This window comes from Clostridium sp. JNZ X4-2, assembly GCF_054889485.1.
This window is the reverse complement of the sequence record NZ_CM142685.1, coordinates 1,500,133-1,518,413: the sequence shown is the minus strand read 5'-3', so window position 1 is coordinate 1,518,413 and position 18,281 is coordinate 1,500,133. Positions and strand designations below refer to the sequence as shown.

Sequence of the window (18,281 nt, the reverse complement as noted above, 5' to 3'; positions counted from 1 at the left end):
AAATAAACCGTTTCTAGATAAAAATTTATTCTATAGTGTATATATACTATACACTATAGGTATGGGGAAACTTCCCTTAGAGAAGTTTCTCCAGCTGCTCTAAAAAACTACAAATAACTTCCGTGTCTTTTTCTGACTTATCCTGCACACAGGATAAAATAACTCTGTTGATGTTTTCATGATATTTTTTGTGTTCACAATAAGCTGTCCATCCCTTTTTAGTCAATAAGACAATAGCCTGTGATTTATTTTCCGGATTCAGTGCCTTCACAATTAATTTTTTACCCTCCAATCTGAACAACGTTTGTGAAACCGCACCCTTTGTAATATTTTTCCGCCGGGCTATTTCCGACACGGAAAGTTTTTCATTGTCACCTATAAACTCAACAAGATGGATTTCTGAAAGATGAAGTACTGTATCCGTACCAAAGTTTCTGGCTTTTTTATCAGTTTCATTGAAACGGTTTATGACATTCAATAATTTTCTAGGTAATTTATCCACATAAAATTTTTTATCCATATTAACAATTGTATACATCATATACGCCATTGTCAAGATAAGCATAAGATTCTTTAATTAAATACATGCTATTGATACCATTTTCCACCCTTCTTCTTAATTTAAAAAATATGTAAAATAAATTTTTTATTCATGCCTGGAAACTCAACACTGCTTAAGCTTACCAATTAATTTACAGAAATGCTAAAGTAACAGACCTCCATTATATAGCAATTCAAAGACTCGATTCTGTTAACCTATCACGTGTATTAAGATTCTATGACAATTATTTTATCCAATCATAATGGAATTACAAGTTATATGTCTTTTCACAGCTGTCATTTTCATAGATAATTTTAAAAAGTTTGTTGACAATCATAATTAAATTGTCTACAATTTAATTATGAGCAATTTAATATGGAGGGAATGGTAAATATGAATATTTATGACTATACCGTAAATGACAGAAAAGGAAACAATGTTTCATTGAAAAAATATAAAGGAAAAGTATTGCTGATTGTTAATACGGCTACAAGATGCGGATTTACCCCACAATATAAGGGACTTCAGAATTTATATGAGAAGTATCAATCTCAAGGATTTGAGATACTCGATTTTCCATGTAATCAATTTGCCAATCAGGCACCAGGAAGTAATGAAGAAATTGCAGGCTTTTGTGATCTTAAATATGGAATTACTTTTAATCAGTTCTCAAAAATTGATGTGAATGGAGAAAATGAGAGTTCGCTTTATACTTATCTTAAATCCCAGCAGAGTGGAATCCTTGGAAATAAAATTAAATGGAATTTTACAAAATTTCTTGTAGATCGAAAAGGCAATGTGGTTGAAAGATTTTCACCGGCAACGGTGCCTGAAAAAATAGCTATGAAAATAGAGAAGTTACTTTAATAATTAATAAAAGAGTCACAGAAAGACTGTGGCAAAAAGGGGGAAAATACAGTGAAAATAGCAGTAAGATATTATACAAGGACAGGTAATACGAAAAAACTGGCAGATGAGATAGCAAAAACAGTAGGTGCAGAAGCAAAAACAGTAAATGAAAAATTAACAGATGATGTGGATATACTATTTCTTGGGAGCTCCGTATATGCTGCTGGTGTGGATGCCCAGGTTAAAAAATTTATTGAGGACATAGATGTTCCTGTTGGTAAGATTGTAAATTTCAGTACTGCAGCAGTCATTAAGTCCACCTATTCACAAATAAAAAAACTTGCAGGTAAAAGGGGAATAACCGTAAGTAACAAAGAGTATCACTGTAGAGGTTCATTTGGACCTATTCATAGAGGAAAGCCAGATGCTGATGATTTAAAGAAAGCAAGTCAATTTGCAAAATCATTTTTATAAGAAAAGTGGCAAATTTAATTGTTCATAATACCATAGCTTTGTAGAAGGAGTATATACGTTGTGAAGAATAGATATGATGTTCTAAAATTGGAAAATCAATTGTGTTTTCCAATTTATGCATGTGCAAGGGAAATAGTTAAAAAATATAAGCCATTTCTTGATAAAATAAACCTGACCTATACACAATATATTGCCATGATGGTAATGTGGGAAAAAAGAGAGTTAAATGTTAAAGAACTGGGAAAATATCTTTACCTTGATTCTGGCACTCTGACACCAGTTTTGAAAAAGCTGGAATCCAAAGGATACATTACACGTATCCGTTCAAAAAATGATGAAAGAAATCTTCTTATTACACTAACTGATCAGGGAGACAAACTCAAGAGGCAGGCAGTTGAAATTCCCATGCAGGTTGGAAAATGTGTGAAACTTGAATCAGAAGAAATAGGACAGCTATATAATCTGCTTTATAAAATTCTAAACAATATAGCAGAATAATTTTTAAAAAATATAAAACATAAAATAAAAATGACGTACCTGGATTTGATTTACACAAATCCAGGTACGCCCTCCTCTTGATGGACTTTCGTATCAAAAATACTTACAAATAAAATCCTATAAACCCTTGTTAGAATCAGTCAAAAAACTTTATGCCGTTGATTGATATTGTAAGTATCAACTCAGCTATCTCATTAATAGGTTTTTCCATACCTTCTTTTAACCATTTTTGAATGGTGCATATACTGCCGCTTGCTAAAAAATAAAATATATATTCTGATTCCTCTTTTTTTAAAAAATTATTTTCTTTTATCGGTATAAAATGCTGTCTGCCCACAATTTTTATGATTTCCTGCTGGAAGTGTGTATCACCGTTTGAATTAAGCAGAAGATCAAAAAGTTCTGAATTTTTCTTTATATATTCCAAAATTTGTTCAATACCAATGGTAGGAATATGGTCTTTGTTTTTAAAATCATAACTACTTAAATATTGATTGATGTCATCAATCGTTTCATTTTCTATTTGTTTTAGTAAATCATACTGATTTCTATAATGGGCATAAAATGTAGCACGGTTAATGTCCGCATCTTCACAAATTTCTTTTATAGATATTTTGGATATGGATTTTTGTTTTAATAATTTGACAAAGCTTTGTCTTATAACCATCTTTGTGTATTTAACCCGCCTATCAGTTTTCTTTTCCTTCATAGTAATTTCTCCCAAATTAAAAAATCTTATAATTTATCGAACGCTTTATAAAAATCTGTTTTTTAATTATCATTTTTTAATAATATGATTGTTGTATTTACCTCACAATGTCAGTATACTATATTAAAGAAAAATAATCAACACATTGTTTGACAAAAGTTGGAGGTATATTAGATGTCGTTTATAGACTTTGAAAATGTAAAAAAAGAATATGCTGTTGGAGATATTGCAATTACTGCAGTAGACAACTGTTCTTTTTCAGTGGAAAAAGGTCAGCTGGTTGTAATACTTGGTCCGTCCGGTGCAGGAAAAACAACCGTACTAAATCTGCTGGGTGGAATGGACATCCCCAGTGGCGGCAGTATACTAGTTGATGGCAATGAAATTCATACCTATACCAAAAAAGAACTTGTAAGCTACAGGCGTAACGATATTGGGTTTGTATTTCAGTTTTACAACCTTGTGGGAAATCTCACTGCACTTGAAAATGTGGAACTTGCCTGTCAGATATGTCCAGATCATATTGAACCCAAAACCGTACTGGAACAAGTTGGTCTATCTAAAAGAATGAACAATTTTCCCGCACAGTTGTCTGGAGGTGAGCAGCAGCGTGTTGCCATAGCCAGGGCTATAGCAAAAAATCCAAAATTGCTTTTATGTGATGAGCCTACCGGGGCACTTGACAGCTTAACAGGTCAGCGAGTTATTGAACTTCTGCAAAATACATGCAGAAAAATGAATACCACAACTGTTATAATTACACACAATGCTGCCATAGCAGATATGGCAGATAAAGTGATCAAGATCAAAAATGGAACTGTAGAGGATATTTCTACAAACAAAAATCCCAAAAAAGCTAAAGAAATTGTGTGGTGATAAAATTGCTGTTTAAAAATACTCTTATTAAAATAAAGAAGTCCTTTGGAAGATATATATCGCTGTTTATAATCCTCACGGTAGGCTTTGGATTTTTCTTAGGGTTAAAGGAAACTTCGTCGGATATTGTCAACTCTGTCAGCAAATATTACAACACTCATAAGCTAATGGATTTCAAAGTAGTCAGCACAATGGGATTGACAGATGAGGACGTAAAAGCAATTAAATTATTGAAGGGTGTACAAAATGTTGTGCCGAGCTATTCCCTGGATGTTCTTGAAGGAAATAAGGCAATAAGAGTGCATGGACTCGAGAATTCGGTGAATACTGTAAAACTGATTAGTGGACGAATGCCTGCAACAAGCAAAGAATGTATTGCTGACAGCAAAAAATATAAAGTCGGTGATAAAATTACAATTGACAGTGCTGTGGGTACCAAATTAAAAAATACAGCATTTACTGTGGTAGGTACTGTAGAATCTCCATTATATATGGATACTGATTATGGCAATACTACAATGGGTGACGGAAAGCTGTCCTCTTTTATTTTTGTCAATAAAGATAATTTCAATATGGGTGCCTATACGGAGATTTATATTACTGCAGCCAATACCAAAAATGTCGCATCCTATTCGCAAAAATATGATGATATATCAGGTCAGATCAATAATGAACTGGTAAAATTGAAACCTGAAAGGGAAAATGCAAGATATCATGAGATCTACAGCAGTGCAATGGACAAAATAAATGATAATCAGACCAAACTAAATACCGAAAAGGCTGATGCTGAAAAAAAGCTGACTGATGCAAAGGTTCAGCTTGATACAAGCAAAACAAAAATCGAAAATGCCAAAAAAGATATTTCTGTAAAGGAGACTGAGCTGCAGAAAAAAGCTGTGGATCAAAAATCCCAGTTTCAAAGGGCAAAAGATAAAATTGTCAGCAGCAGAAATCAAATTGACGCTGCATTAAGCAGCAAAGGTATTTCAGAAAAAGAGTTGGATACCAAAATTAATGAGTTGAATTCTGCCGTCCAATCCATAAAGGAACAGCAGGGTAAACTGCCTGTAGGCAGTCATGAATATGAACAGCTTAGCACGCAGCTCAATCAATATTTGGATTCCTATAAGGGACTTATTCAACTACAGACATCCATAAATACACTAAATGATCAAGAAATCAAATTGAATCAGGGAATTGCTGTGTTTGATACTCAAATGGACAATGCAAAGGAAAAAATTACAAAAGGCAAGACACAGCTTATGGAAAATGAAAGAAAGCTAAATTACGGCTATAGTGAGTACAATAAAAACTTATCTTCTTTTAATACTAAAATATCCGATGCCCAGTCAAAGCTTGATAATGTGAAAAAAGATATTTCTGCAACAGAAAAGACAAAATGGTATATCTATAACAGAGATGACATCCTGGCAGGCTACAGTAATCTAAAGGGTGCCACGGACACTATTACTTCCGTAGCAGCAGTTTTCCCCCTGTTCATCATATTGATTGTCATGCTGATGACATCCAATACAATGGCTAGAATGATCATGGAAGAGCGCGGCGAACTTGGAACACTGGCTTCATTAGGATTTAAAAATACAAGCATTGTTTCAACATATTTGTTTTACGTGTTGTCTTCCACTGTGCTAGGGACTATAGCAGGATTTTTTATATTTGGAAACATTATTCCAAATATCATATATTCCACTTTTAATGAATTCATCTTACCACCGCTGATTATTCAGCATAACATTACAAACCTGCTGTTATCATTGGCAGTTGTTATAGCTCTTATGACAGCTGTAACCATCTTTTTCTGCAGCAAAGCATTAAAACAGGAACCTGCTGCTTTAATGCAGCCTGTTCCACCGCAAAACGGACAGAGAATCCTGCTTGAAAAAATAAGTTTTATCTGGAAACGCCTTTCCTTTAACAGTAAAACTACAATGCGTAATATATTCCGCTATAAACAGAGGGTTCTCATGATCATTGTGGGAGTAGCTGGATGTACAGCTCTATTGGTAACGGGATTTGGAATAAAGGATAGTATTAATGGTGTTGCTGAAAAACAATATGGTGAAATTTTTAAGTATAACACTTTGATTACGCTGAAAAATGATACCGCAAATATGGGTGAAGATTTAAAAGACCTGCTGGCAGAAGAGAAGGTTGAAAATCCTCTCTTAATCAAACAGGCAGCCTTTAAAGCCGAGTCAAGTAATCAGTCTCTGGATACCTATTTAGTAGTACCTTCAGATGAAAGCCTGTTTAAGAAGTATTATACTTTAAGGAGCCAATTAACGGGAAATAATATTAAAATAGATAACAGCGGTGTTGTAATTACCCAGAAACTTGCTGAAGTTTTAAAAATAGGCAGGGGAGATACAATCAAGGTAAAAGATGCAGATAATAAGCTGTATTCTCTGAAAGTATCCGATGTTGCGGAAAACTATATGCAGAATTATATTTACATCAGTAAAAACTTATATGGTAAAGTATTTGGGAAAAACATTTCCTATAATATGATCGCAGCCAGCTACCGCCAGAATAAAAATGTATTGTCTAAGCATTTACTGGAGGAAGAGGATTCTATTATAAATGTAACTTTCAAGGATGATATATTGCAGAAAGCTGCCCATGGTAACAAGAACCTAAATAATATAGTTGTTATGTTAGTTGTCATTGCGTCAATACTGGTAATCATTGTACTCTATAATTTGACATCCATTAATATGAGTGAAAGGAAACGTGAAATTGCTACACTGAAGGTGCTTGGTTTCAATGATGGAGAGACGAATCAATATATTTACCGTGAGACATTTCTATTGACACTGATTAGTATCGGTGCAGGTCTGCTGCTTGGAATTCCCTTTCATCGATTTGTAATAGGCGCTATAGAAAACAATGCAGATGTATATTTCAAAAATATACATACTTCCAGTTTTATATGGTCATCTCTCATTATTATACTGGTTTCCAGCATCATGCAGATAGTTACGTATTTTAAAATCAAGAAAATAAATATGATTGAGTCTCTGAAATCCATTGAATAATGCCGAATTGCAGTTAATTATTGTGTTATGAGCAAGAAACAGCGGACATATATATAAAAAGACTATATGATGGAATTAATGTCCATCATATAGCCTTTTTTCTAAACTTTATTTTAAAATCATTTAAAAATGTATAGACAACCGGTACAAATCATACCAAAAATCATCGCTAAGGTGGTCATAATAATTGGCCTCAGACACGTACGCCCTGCTTTAACTAAAGCTTCCTTCAAATTCATTCCCCTGCTGTAATTTTGTTTTGCAAATAACTTTTCAGCCGAATCCAGTAGTTGTTTTTTTCTTTCAATAGCCTGTAAATCTCTGCTGGTCAATCGTCTTCCAGTCTTACGCATATAATCCTCCATTTCATTCACCAAATAAGCAATAAAATAATTTATACTATTAAATTTTACCAAGGTCAATATATTGTTCATAATATAATTATATATGCAATAGCCTCTTAACTCTAAAATATTTTGATTTCATACATAATTCCTATTTATTGAGAATGGAAAAATGAAAGCAGTAAATACTGGCTTAGTTTCCTGAACGAACTTAAGAACAGGGATGTAAAAGACATACTTATTCCCTGTCCTGATGGACTTTCTAGTATAAAGGAGTCAATATCTACAGCATTTTCTGAGACAGAATATCAGAAATATATTGTACACCAGATGCGTAATATATTGAAGATAGTTAATGAAGATTTTTATCATTAACCAAAAATCAGCCAAACCTTATTTATTTATCAACATCTTTTCAGTATTCTCATGATTTTTTTCCATTTCCTCTGCAACATAATTTACAAGATCCACAGTTCTGCAGGAATAAGCCCATTCATTATCATACCAGGACACTACCTTAACCATATTATTTGACACCATAGTTGAAAGTCCATCTATTATAGAAGATCTGTCATCTCCTCTATAATCTATTGACACCAATGGTTCTTCAGAATATCCCAGTATTCCCTCCAGAAGCCCTTCAGAAGCTCTCTTAAAAGTTTTATTTACTTCTTCCACTGTAACAGGTCTTGAAAGTTCACACACTAAATTTGTAATAGAAACTGTAGCTGTAGGCACCCTCAAGGCACTGCCATCTAATTTGCCCCTCAAATTTGGCAGCACTTTTGCCACTGCCTTGGCTGCTCCTGTTGTAGTTGGAATTATGGACTCTCCAGCTGCCCTTGCTCTTCTCAAATCCTTATGGGTTTTATCAAGCAGCCTCTGATCATTTGTATAAGAGTGTATTGTGGTCATAAAGCCATTTACAATGCCAAAGTTTTCGTCCAGGACCTTAGCAAAAGGAGCCAAACAATTTGTAGTACAGGATGCATTTGAAATAATATTGTGACGCTTTACATCAAATTTTTCTTCATTTACACCCATAACTATAGTTATATCTTCATCCTTGGCCGGTGCTGTAATTATAACTTTTTTTGCTCCGGCTTTTATATGCTTGTATAAACTTTCTCTGTCTTTAAATTTCCCGGTGGATTCCACCACTATATCCACGTCTAATTTGTCCCAGGGTAAATCTTCAGGATCATTTTCCCTAAAAACTCTTATTTCAGAATCATTTACAATTATTGAATCTTCTTCTGCTTTTACACTGCCTCTGAATTTTCCATAACATGAATCATATTTAAAAAGGTGCACAAGAGTTTCATTATCTGCTCTGGCATTAATTGCCACGATCTCAACAGTTCCTTTCAACCTCTCCTGAGCAATTCTTAAAACCAATCTTCCTATTCTTCCAAAACCATTAATTGCAACTTTTATAGACATTACTTTCTCCTCCTATAAAATATTTATACCCTATTAAAACTTATTCTCTTATATATGTTATTTATATTAATAAGTATATGCTATATATGTTGTACCCGGAACATATATGCTACATTATTTATATCAATAATACGCATATATGTCAAATTTATTTTTGTACAGGGATATTATAATGCACTTATTTTTTCCCATATATATTCTATATTTCAGACATTTAATCCAATTTGCTCACTTTTACAAGAAGGTGAAATGAAAAACTGCCTTGACACAAAATCTCTATTATTATATTATTTAAGGAGTACTAGCAAACTTATAACCTTTCGTCTAAAACGGATGAGAGGTTTTTACTTTAAAATAAATGGGAGTGAAAGAAATGGTCAAAGTGAGAACAAGATTTGCACCGAGTCCAACAGGATATATGCATGTGGGGAATTTAAGAACCGCCCTTTATACATATCTAATAGCAAAACATGCTGGTGGAGATTTTATACTGAGAATTGAAGATACGGATCAGGAAAGGTTTGTAGAAGGTGCTTTAGATATAATCTACAATACTTTAAAGTCTACAGGTCTGAAACATGATGAAGGGCCTGATATAGGTGGTCCCGTCGGGCCCTATGTACAGAGTCAGAGAACTGATATTTACATAAAATATGCAAAAAAACTCATAGATAGGGGAGAAGCCTATTACTGCTTTTGTACAAAAGAACGAATTGATACATTAAGATCCAGTTCTGAAACATCAAAGGAATATAAATATGACAAACACTGCCTTCATCTTTCAAAAGAAGAAGTAAATGAAAAACTGGCATCAGGCATACCTTATGTCATAAGACAAAATAACCCTGAAAACGGTGTTACAACTTTTCACGATGAAATCTATGGTGATATATGCGTGGATAATTCAGAATTAGATGATATGATACTTATAAAATCCGATGGTTACCCTACATACAATTTTGCAAACGTAATAGATGATCATCTTATGGGTATTACTCATGTAGTACGGGGAAGTGAATATTTATCTTCTGCCCCAAAGTATAACAGATTATATAAAGCTTTTGGCTGGCAGATTCCAGTATACATTCATTGTCCTCCAATAATGAAGGATACTCACCACAAGCTCAGCAAAAGAAATGGTGATGCATCTTTTGAAGACTTAATAAAAAAAGGGTATCTGAAGGAAGCTGTTTTAAACTATATAGCTCTTTTAGGCTGGAACCCTGGAGACGAAAAGGAAATTTTTAATTTAGAGGAACTGGTAGAAAGATTTGATTACAGGAATATAAACAAATCACCTGCCATATTTGATACTGTAAAACTTAAATGGATGAATGGGGAATATATCAAGAAACTGCCTTTAGAAACTTTTAATTTCCTTGCCCTTCCTTATTATAAAAAAGTTATTTCAAAAAACCTGGACTTTTTAAAGATAAGTAAATTACTCCAGACCAGAGTTGAAGTATTGAGTGAAATACCTGATTTTTTGGGTTTTTTCCAGGAGCTTCCTGATTATTCTACAGATATGTATGTGCACAAAAAAATGAAGACAAACTTGCAGAATTCCCTGAATACCCTTGAAAAATTTCTTCCAAAATTAGAGGCACTTACTCCTTGGACTTTTGAAAACATAGAAAAATGCTGCATGGATTTAGTATCAGAATTACAGGTCAAAAACGGAGTAGTGCTCTGGCCTATAAGAACAGCACTTTCAGGTAAAAAATCCACTCCCGGCGGAGCTTTTGAAATAGCAGATATTATAGGAAAAGAAGAATCCATAAAGAGAATAAAGATTGGAATTGACAAACTAAAGAGTGAAAATCAATAAACTTTTTTACAATATACAGCCAATTCTAGATTGGAATACAAATACGGACCTCATGCTATGGAAGGCATATTTGTATTTTAAAAACTTCAGGCACCTGAAACTTTTGCAGCTGACATATTCATCCACAAAAAATCCAGGTGCTTTTTCTATTGGCTCTTATGCTCATTACATTTTAGTTCTCTTATAATTACTATTTTACAAAATGTTATCATAACATTATTTTCAATTATTACAAATCCCCTTCCTACTTCATTAATAATTTTGTTATATAAACATTTAAATTTTCCATGACCACTGGTCTGTATGTCTACCCTTTTTCCAATCAACCTATTAAAATAATCTCTCATGGACTTTTCAAAAGAACAATAACAGCTGCTGTCATCTTTCTTTGAGTACTTCCCTATAGCAATAGGTACAGGTAATTGCATTCCAATTATGTTTTTTATGGGTATTGCAATAATTTCCTCCTCTTTATTTTTGAATCTAGCCATTCTTTCATCTGAGGATACCAGATTTACCTGTTCAAGTGCACCAGATTCATCACCTTCAACACATATATCCAATTTTTCATGGCTGAACTCATTCAATAAATTTTTTATTTCTCTATTACATCCTGAACAGCATTTATTTTTTAAAATAAGTCTATTGCTATTTTTTGAATCAACGTGTTCTATTTTATTTATATCCTTACTATTCTGTTTTTCATTATTTTCTTTTAATTTATCATGCTTTTCTTGAGATACTTTTTTGTTATTTTCTTTTTCACTGCCCTGTCCATTTATTTTTTTAATTTGTTCCTGGGCCATTTTGTTTATTTCCTGGTGAAATGGATTTTTACCTATATCTTTTTTTCCACCAATAACTTCTTTACCTTCTTTTTTACTCTTCTCTTCTCCTTTGCCTCCGATTCTCAAAATATTCTTTTCGATGAAATTGATTAAGTCCTTATCATATATATTTTCATCCTCATAATGCTTTCCGTGATGATGTGAACCCCCAGCCTGTCTTTTATTGTACCTGTTCACTTTTTTCATGTACTTTGGCATCATATATAGTGCAAGCTGTATTAAATCATCCATGTCATTTCTCGATCTTTTCAAATTAATACCTCCACAAATAAATAGGCTATATTATTAGAATATGAAATTCTGATATAATATTGCAATAAAGTTATTTTTATGTTCAAGTGGAGTTTTCTTATATGTAATGCCGCTTTCCATGATATCAACTAATCAGGGGCTGACGGTTCTACAATATTGTAAAGCCGTCAGCCCCTGATTTTAATTCTATTTGCTTCCGTGCATATTTATATATTGCTTTAAAACTCATTTCTACTGAAAATGATTATTCTCCAAAAGTATTAAACATTTATTTCAGCTTCCTTTCCCAAATACTGTTTGTTTTCTTCAAGCAGCGGCTTTATTTGGTTCTCTATAAAATCCACTACCTGACCTGGCGCTCTTCCCACAAACTTTTTAGGATTTATAAGGGACAATATTTCATCTTTTTTCATTTTGAAAAACGGATCTTGTATAATTCTATCTATTAGATCATTTTCCAGTCCCTCTGCTTTTACTCTTTTAGCTGCTTTCATGGAATGGACCCTAATTCTCTCATGAAGTTCCTGCCTGTCTCCTCCCCTTTTAACAGCTTCCATTATTATATTTTCCGTAGCCATAAATGGAAGTTCTTTAAGTACATGGGATTCAATTGTCTTTGGATAAACCACCATGTTTTCTGATACATTCATATATAAATTCAAAACCCCGTCTAATGCCAGAAATGCTTCAGGTATAACTATTCTTCTATTTGCAGAATCATCAAGAGTTCTCTCAAACCATTGGGTAGATGCAGTTATAGCTGGGTTTAAAGCATTTACTATGATATACCTGCATAGAGATCCTATCCTTTCACATCTCATGGGATTTCTTTTATATGCCATGGCAGAAGATCCTATCTGTTTTTTTTCAAAAGGCTCCTCCATTTCTTTCATATTCTGCAGTATTCTCAGATCATTGCTGAATTTATAGGCACTTTGTGCAACTTCTGACAAGGTATTTAATATTATGGAATCCAGTTTTCTGGTATAAGTCTGTCCTGTAACCATAAATTCCTGTTCAAATCCCATTTTACAGGTTACCATTTTATCTAACATTTTCACCTTTTCTTCACTGCCATTAAAAAGATCCATAAAGCTGGCCTGAGTTCCTGTAGTTCCTTTTACTCCTCTGAATCTAATTTTATTTATAACAAAATCAATATTCTCAATATCCAGGTACAGATCCTGTATCCAAAGAGATGCTCTTTTCCCCACTGTAGTAAGCTGTGCTGGCTGAAGGTGGGTAAATCCAAGAGTAGGCAGATCTTTATATTTTAATGCAAAATCCTTGAGATAATTTATTACATTTAATATTTTCCCTCTTACTATGTAAAGTGCTTTTCTCATAATTATCAAGTCTGTATTATCACCTACATAACAGCTGGTTGCACCTAGATGTATTATTCCCCTGGCTTTTGGGCACTGTAATCCATAGGCATACACATGGCTCATAACATCATGACGTACTTCTTTTTCTCTTTTTTCTGCATCTTCATAATTTATATTTTCCATATTGGCTTTTAATTCATCTATTTGCTGGGAAGTTATATTAAGTCCGAGCTCCTTTTCGCACTCTGCCAGAGCCACCCACAGTCTCCTCCATGTTTTAAATTTCATCTCATCGGAAAATAGATAGCTCATTTCCCGAGAAGCATATCTTTTATTTAATGGGTTGTTGTATGTATTTCTCATTATGAATACCTCCGTACATATACAATAATTTAATATTTTTCATTCATATTATACCATATATTTATTACATATTACATGATTACATTCGTTTAATCTTATAAAAGTGTACAAACTGTTCTATTTTATCAAATGACTAATATACTTTAATTAGAAAAAGTATATTATATGGAGGTGAATTTTTATTGAGCGGGTTAATTTAAAATTTTATACTGCCTCAATAAATAAAATTATGTATAAATTCAGTGTAATAGACAAAGCTTCTTTAATATTAATTGTAATAGGTGCAATAAACTGGGGGCTTGTAGGTTTATTTAATTTTAACATAATAGGAATCATATTTGGTGAACCTGCCAATTTAATTGGCAGAATAATATATATACTCATAGGTGTAGCCGGCATTGACATGATCCTGCTGCTTTTTAAAACCAAAAACAGCTGCAAATAAAATAGAAGACCTCTTTATGGTCTTCCATTTTATATCATACATGTCATTGCTTATTCCTCAAATTAGGGAACAAACAATGCTACACCCTGAATAATTTCTTATAAGATCCGGTACAGAAAATATTTCTTATGGTCAAATTCCACCGCACCTAAGAATCACTTCATATTGAAACTATTTATAATGTTTCCAATGAATTTATCAATTTAATAACTTCTTCTATAGCCAATGATTCATCATCACCGGATGCAGTTATTTTTACAGTTGAATTTTTAGTTACACCTAATGAAAGTACTCCGATTAAGCTCTTTATATTGGCCTTTTTTCCATCAAATTCTATTGATAATTCAGATTTAAATGAAGAAGCCTTCTTAACCAATAGCGTTGCAGGTCTTGCATGTAGTCCTGTGGGACTTTTAACTATAACTTCTTTAGAAACCATTCAATTCACCTCTATTTTAGTTTGTTATTGTATAACATATCTCAAATCCTTCTTTAATTATTATACCATTTTTTATCCACGTTTCAATACACATCTTTTACACTTAATGATAAATATTCTTGCATTATTTTAGTTTTTGTACAAATTGCTCTATTCTATCCAATCCTCTTTTTATATTTTCCATAGAAGTAGCATAGGATAATCTTACATACCCATCTATTCCAAAACCCAGCCCTGGTACTACTGCAACCTTTTCTTTCTCCAGCAGGAGTTTGGAAAACTTCAAGGAATCATCTATAAGCTGCCCATCAATAGTTTTTCCAAAAATCTTTGATATATTTAGCATTACGTAAAAAGCCCCTTCAGGCTTCAGGCAGGAAAGCTGTGGAATTGCATCTATTTTTTCCACCATATACTCTCTTCTATTTTTAAATTTACTCACCATATTTTCAATCTGACTTTCCTGCCCATTCAAAGCCGCCAATGCAGCATACTGGGCTATGGAATTAGGATTTCCAGTAGTATGGCTTTGAACATTAGACATCAATTTAACTATATCTTTGTTTGCCGCACAATACCCTATTCTCCATCCTGTCATAGCATATGTTTTTGAAACTCCATTTATAACAATTGTCCTATTATAGGCATCCTCAGATACACTTGCTATACTCACATGCCTGTTATTTCCATAAATCAATTTTTCATATATTTCATCCGACAAAATAAGTATATCCTTTTCTTTAGCAAAGTCAGCTATTTTTTCAAGTTCCTTTTTTGAATAGATACTTCCCGTTGGATTATTAGGGCTATTGATTATGATCATTTTAGTTTTTTCAGTATAAGCCCTTTCCAAATCCTCTACAGTATATTTAAAGTCATTTTCCTCTCTTGTATTTACAAACACCGGTACTCCATCTGAAAGCTTAACCAATTCCGGATAACTTACCCAATATGGAACAGCTATAATAACCTGATCCCCCGGGTTTAAAACAGCTCTAAACGCATTACAAAGGCATTGCTTTGCCCCTGTAGATATTATGATCTGAGCTGAGCTGTAATTTAATCCATTGTCCACTTTGAATTTTTCCACTACAGCCTCTTTAAGCTCTAAAATTCCAGAAGCAGGAGTATATTTTGTATATCCTTTTTTCATAGCTTCTGCAGCAGCCTTTTGAATATTTTCCGGAGTATTGAAATCCGGTTCTCCAGCTCCAAATCCTATTACATCAATTCCCTGAGATTTCATCTTTTTAGCCTTTGCAGTTATTTCCAGAGTTATAGACGGTTGAATTTTTTCAGCTTTCTTTGACAATATCATTTTTTATTCCTCCCTTTATTCAATTCATAATTCACAATTAATGAAGATTTTCAGCTTCTTGAAACAAGTACTACCCCTAATATTATAAGGCCAACTCCCAGTATCCTTATAAAAGATATATTTTCTTTAAACAAGAAATAGGAAAACAGCATGGTTATTATATACCCTAAACTCACCATAGGATATGCATAACTTAATTCTACTTTACTTAAAACTTTTATCCACAGCAAGAAACTCAATCCATAGGATATAATTCCAAACATTACAGGAATATTTTTTAATATAGATAAAATACTTGGTAATAAATACTTAATAGTAAAATTCAGCTGTAAATTTACAGCACCATATTTTACAAGTACCTGCCCTATGGCACCTAAAAAAACTGATACCAATATTAATGAAATCATTCTCTTATCTCCTTATATCTAAATACCAGATATTTTAATGTTAAATAAAAATAATAGATAAATATAAATGTTTCCGGAAAAGAGTACCTTCCCTGACCTTCTGTTATGAAATAAACAGATGTAAACATAAAAAACAACACCACCAAATATAGATTGAACTTATTTAATAAATGGCTTTTTCCTGTAAAAATACTAAACAGTATTTTTAATGAATATATCAAAATATATAATATGGCCGGTAAAAACACAATGACCCTTATAAAATTGCTTCCTGCAAATATCAAGTTGTTTAAATAAGGATTTATTCCGCTTCCATGAGTACTGTAAAGTACATCATCCGCCAAAAAATAAGTATTAAACAACCTTTTGAAACCTAAATTGACAAATTCCGCCGGATGTGATTTTATCCACTTTTTTGCCGCAGTACTCAGCATTTTATTCTGTGCAGTTCTGTTTGCCTTTTTATATTCACTGGTTTTTACAACAGAATTTTCAACTTTATTTGCATCCATCCATCTTCCCTTATGATTCTGGGAATTATTATTTATATAAAGCACTATACCGCCATTATTGGATACATATGTACGTTGACCTATTAATTTTGTATTTCTATATATAAATGGTGAAATAACAACTGCACAGATTACAAGTACAAGGAGAGAATCTCTAAAAGGCAGTAAAAACTTTTTATTTTTTATAAGCTCAACCAAAAATACAGCAAAGGAAAATATGATAAAAAAAGGCTTTATCATTGTATTTAGTCCTGTAAGTACACCTATGAAAACATATTTATATTTATTATTTGAAAAATAAAGACAAGTTATCATAAGAAGTATGCTTGTAAACAACAATTCAGTGCCCAATATATTATTATAAACTATATTACTTGGAAACAATATAAATATGAAAAATATTATTTTTCTATCCCTTTCTTTTAATTTTACTTTAAGCAAGATGGACTTAAGACAAATATAGTTTATAAAAGTGACGACTAAATTAAATATTTTTCCTGCAAGCACACTGGCTCCAAAGAGTTTAAATACCCCTGCCAATACTATTGGATATCCTACGGAAGTGTAAGTATCCCCCCACTTGCCTCCGTTGGCTATACCTACTGCTAAATTGTAGTAATAACTAAAATCTGAAAATGGCACTGTCTTTACAAAAAATATCCATAATATGGACAAAGCCATTCCCAGTCCTATCATTATATTATAGTACCTGCTGTCATCCCTGTTATGTGGTTTATAGTACTCATTATTCCAGAAATTCCTGATTTCCATAATTAATTTCCTTTCTGATCTACAATTTTAAATATATTATAATTACAACAGTTACTATCCACAACAATATATTGACTAAAAAAGGGATGTCCCTGCCAAACACATCTTCTGGCTTTCCTCCTATATTTTCCCTGTCCATTAAATACTCGTATCTAAATATTCCATATAATACAAAAGGTATAGTGAACATCATTGTTCTACTTTGTGTAGAAGAGAAAGTATACAGAGAGTAGGCCATTAATATGGATGGGTTTACTATGGTGAGCATTTTATCAATATTCTTTACAGAATATTTCTCCAATATCTTTCTGGAAGAACTGCTCTTGTTTTTTAAAGTTATAATCTCACTTTTTCTCTTATTCAATCCCAAAAATAAAGACAATAGAACCGTACATAAAACCAGCCATGGTGAAACTTTAACTCCAGTGGCCAGACTTCCGCTTGCAACTCTCAGTACAAACCCAAAAGCAATGGTCATAACATCTATTATAACTATATTTTTAAGTTTAAAAGAATAACATATATTTACTATAATATATATCAAATATATAGATAAAATTTTTATACCTAAAAAAACATATGTAAGATACACCACCAGAATGAACAATATAATATCTAAAACAATGGCTGTATTTTTAGATATACGCCCGCTTGGAAGAGGTCTTTTTTTCTTGTCAGGATGACATCTATCCTTTTCAATATCTACAATATCATTTAATATGTAAATTATAGAAGATGTAATACAAAATAATACAAAAGTTATTATATTAGTTTCAATTAACTTCAATTGCAGAAAATTTCCTGAAAAAATAATTGCTGCAAATACAAAAAAATTTTTAATCCATTGTTTAGGTCTCATAAGTTCAATTGCTGCCACCATAATTTTCCTCCCAGACTTATATATACTATTAGAATTTACTGTACATCTTTTTACATTTTAACACAGTATTTAATATAGTCAACATACTGCCTTAAACTAT

The 18,281-nt window shown here is 32.5% G+C and carries 17 protein-coding genes and 2 pseudogenes; 8 read left to right on the top strand and 11 right to left on the bottom strand.

Translation table 11 applies throughout. The annotated features are described in order from the left end of the window. Window positions 1–76: 76 nt before the first annotated feature. Complete coding sequence (locus ACYUJ6_RS07330; protein WP_461845169.1) at window positions 77–538, bottom strand: MarR family winged helix-turn-helix transcriptional regulator; 462 nt, start codon at window positions 536–538, stop codon at window positions 77–79. Between the two features lie 396 nt (window positions 539–934). Between ACYUJ6_RS07330 and ACYUJ6_RS07325 the strand changes: the two genes are divergently transcribed. The 3 genes from ACYUJ6_RS07325 to ACYUJ6_RS07315 are packed head-to-tail and all read left to right on the top strand — an operon-like array spanning window position 935 to window position 2,362. Then, a complete protein-coding gene (locus tag ACYUJ6_RS07325; protein WP_461845168.1) occupies window positions 935–1,408 on the top strand; it encodes a glutathione peroxidase in 474 nt (157 codons plus the stop codon). Window positions 1,409–1,459: 51 nt separating this feature from the next. Then, on the top strand, window positions 1,460–1,864 hold the full coding sequence (locus tag ACYUJ6_RS07320; protein WP_461845167.1) for a flavodoxin family protein: 405 nt from the start codon (window positions 1,460–1,462) through the stop codon (window positions 1,862–1,864). 60 nt (window positions 1,865–1,924) lie between these two features. After that, complete coding sequence (locus ACYUJ6_RS07315; RefSeq protein WP_461845166.1) at window positions 1,925–2,362, top strand: MarR family winged helix-turn-helix transcriptional regulator; 438 nt, start codon at window positions 1,925–1,927, stop codon at window positions 2,360–2,362. A gap of 136 nt (window positions 2,363–2,498) precedes the next feature. Here the strand turns inward: ACYUJ6_RS07315 and ACYUJ6_RS07310 are convergent, their stop codons facing one another. Next, window positions 2,499–3,071 carry a TetR/AcrR family transcriptional regulator gene (locus ACYUJ6_RS07310; RefSeq protein ID WP_461845165.1) on the bottom strand — a complete coding sequence of 191 codons (573 nt, stop codon included), beginning with the start codon at window positions 3,069–3,071 and terminating at the stop codon, window positions 2,499–2,501. Window positions 3,072–3,245: 174 nt separating this feature from the next. Between ACYUJ6_RS07310 and ACYUJ6_RS07305 the strand changes: the two genes are divergently transcribed. Both ACYUJ6_RS07305 and ACYUJ6_RS07300 read left to right on the top strand, forming a co-directional pair. Next, on the top strand, window positions 3,246–3,947 hold the full coding sequence (locus ACYUJ6_RS07305) for an ABC transporter ATP-binding protein (RefSeq protein WP_461845164.1): 702 nt from the start codon (window positions 3,246–3,248) through the stop codon (window positions 3,945–3,947). Beyond that, window positions 3,944–7,003 carry an FtsX-like permease family protein gene (locus ACYUJ6_RS07300; protein WP_461845163.1) on the top strand — a complete coding sequence of 1,020 codons (3,060 nt, stop codon included), beginning with the start codon at window positions 3,944–3,946 and terminating at the stop codon, window positions 7,001–7,003. Before ACYUJ6_RS07305 ends, ACYUJ6_RS07300 begins: the two co-directional genes overlap by 4 nt. A 143-nt stretch (window positions 7,004–7,146) precedes the next feature. On the opposite strand, the pseudogene ACYUJ6_RS07295 reads toward ACYUJ6_RS07300, so the two are convergent. Then, window positions 7,147–7,245: pseudogene (locus tag ACYUJ6_RS07295) on the bottom strand (efflux RND transporter permease subunit); the annotation flags it as partial. A 270-nt stretch (window positions 7,246–7,515) separates the two neighbouring features. On the opposite strand from ACYUJ6_RS07295, the pseudogene ACYUJ6_RS07290 reads away from it, so the two are divergent. Then, window positions 7,516–7,707, top strand: a pseudogene (locus tag ACYUJ6_RS07290) (transposase); the annotation flags it as partial. Window positions 7,708–7,740: 33 nt separating this feature from the next. Here ACYUJ6_RS07290 and gap read toward each other — a convergent pair. After that, window positions 7,741–8,790 (bottom strand): type I glyceraldehyde-3-phosphate dehydrogenase, encoded by a 1,050-nt coding sequence (gene gap, locus ACYUJ6_RS07285; RefSeq protein ID WP_461845162.1) that lies wholly within the window; start codon window positions 8,788–8,790, stop codon window positions 7,741–7,743. A gap of 373 nt (window positions 8,791–9,163) precedes the next feature. On the opposite strand from gap, the gene gltX reads away from it, so the two are divergent. Next, window positions 9,164–10,618, top strand: coding sequence for a glutamate--tRNA ligase (gltX, locus tag ACYUJ6_RS07280; protein WP_461845161.1), 1,455 nt, complete (start codon window positions 9,164–9,166; stop codon window positions 10,616–10,618). A 146-nt stretch (window positions 10,619–10,764) separates the two neighbouring features. Here the strand turns inward: gltX and ACYUJ6_RS07275 are convergent, their stop codons facing one another. Both ACYUJ6_RS07275 and purB read right to left on the bottom strand, forming a co-directional pair. Next, window positions 10,765–11,718, bottom strand: a complete 954-nt coding sequence (locus ACYUJ6_RS07275) for a hypothetical protein (RefSeq protein ID WP_461845160.1) — start codon at window positions 11,716–11,718, stop codon at window positions 10,765–10,767. A gap of 260 nt (window positions 11,719–11,978) precedes the next feature. Then, a complete protein-coding gene (purB, locus tag ACYUJ6_RS07270; protein WP_461845159.1) occupies window positions 11,979–13,409 on the bottom strand; it encodes an adenylosuccinate lyase in 1,431 nt (476 codons plus the stop codon). Window positions 13,410–13,638: 229 nt separating this feature from the next. Here purB and ACYUJ6_RS07265 point away from each other — a divergent pair, with 229 nt between their 5' ends. Continuing rightward, complete coding sequence (locus ACYUJ6_RS07265; RefSeq protein ID WP_461845158.1) at window positions 13,639–13,854, top strand: DUF378 domain-containing protein; 216 nt, start codon at window positions 13,639–13,641, stop codon at window positions 13,852–13,854. A gap of 175 nt (window positions 13,855–14,029) precedes the next feature. Here ACYUJ6_RS07265 and ACYUJ6_RS07260 read toward each other — a convergent pair whose 3' ends face one another. The 5 genes from ACYUJ6_RS07260 to ACYUJ6_RS07240 form a co-directional block, all read right to left on the bottom strand. Then, entirely contained in the window at window positions 14,030–14,293 is a 264-nt protein-coding gene (locus tag ACYUJ6_RS07260; protein WP_461845157.1) for an HPr family phosphocarrier protein, read from the bottom strand. A gap of 124 nt (window positions 14,294–14,417) precedes the next feature. After that, the gene (locus ACYUJ6_RS07255; RefSeq protein WP_461845156.1) at window positions 14,418–15,611 is read right to left on the bottom strand and encodes a pyridoxal phosphate-dependent aminotransferase; all 1,194 of its coding nucleotides are present in this window, start codon (window positions 15,609–15,611) and stop codon (window positions 14,418–14,420) included. 50 nt (window positions 15,612–15,661) lie between these two features. Further along, window positions 15,662–16,018, bottom strand: coding sequence for an SMR family transporter (locus ACYUJ6_RS07250; protein WP_461845155.1), 357 nt, complete (start codon window positions 16,016–16,018; stop codon window positions 15,662–15,664). Continuing rightward, window positions 16,015–17,301, bottom strand: a complete 1,287-nt coding sequence (locus ACYUJ6_RS07245) for a hypothetical protein (RefSeq protein ID WP_461845154.1) — start codon at window positions 17,299–17,301, stop codon at window positions 16,015–16,017. Before ACYUJ6_RS07245 ends, ACYUJ6_RS07250 begins: the two co-directional genes overlap by 4 nt. A 19-nt stretch (window positions 17,302–17,320) precedes the next feature. Next, complete coding sequence (locus ACYUJ6_RS07240) at window positions 17,321–18,205, bottom strand: decaprenyl-phosphate phosphoribosyltransferase (RefSeq protein WP_461845466.1); 885 nt, start codon at window positions 18,203–18,205, stop codon at window positions 17,321–17,323. Between the last annotated feature and the right edge of the window lie 76 nt (window positions 18,206–18,281).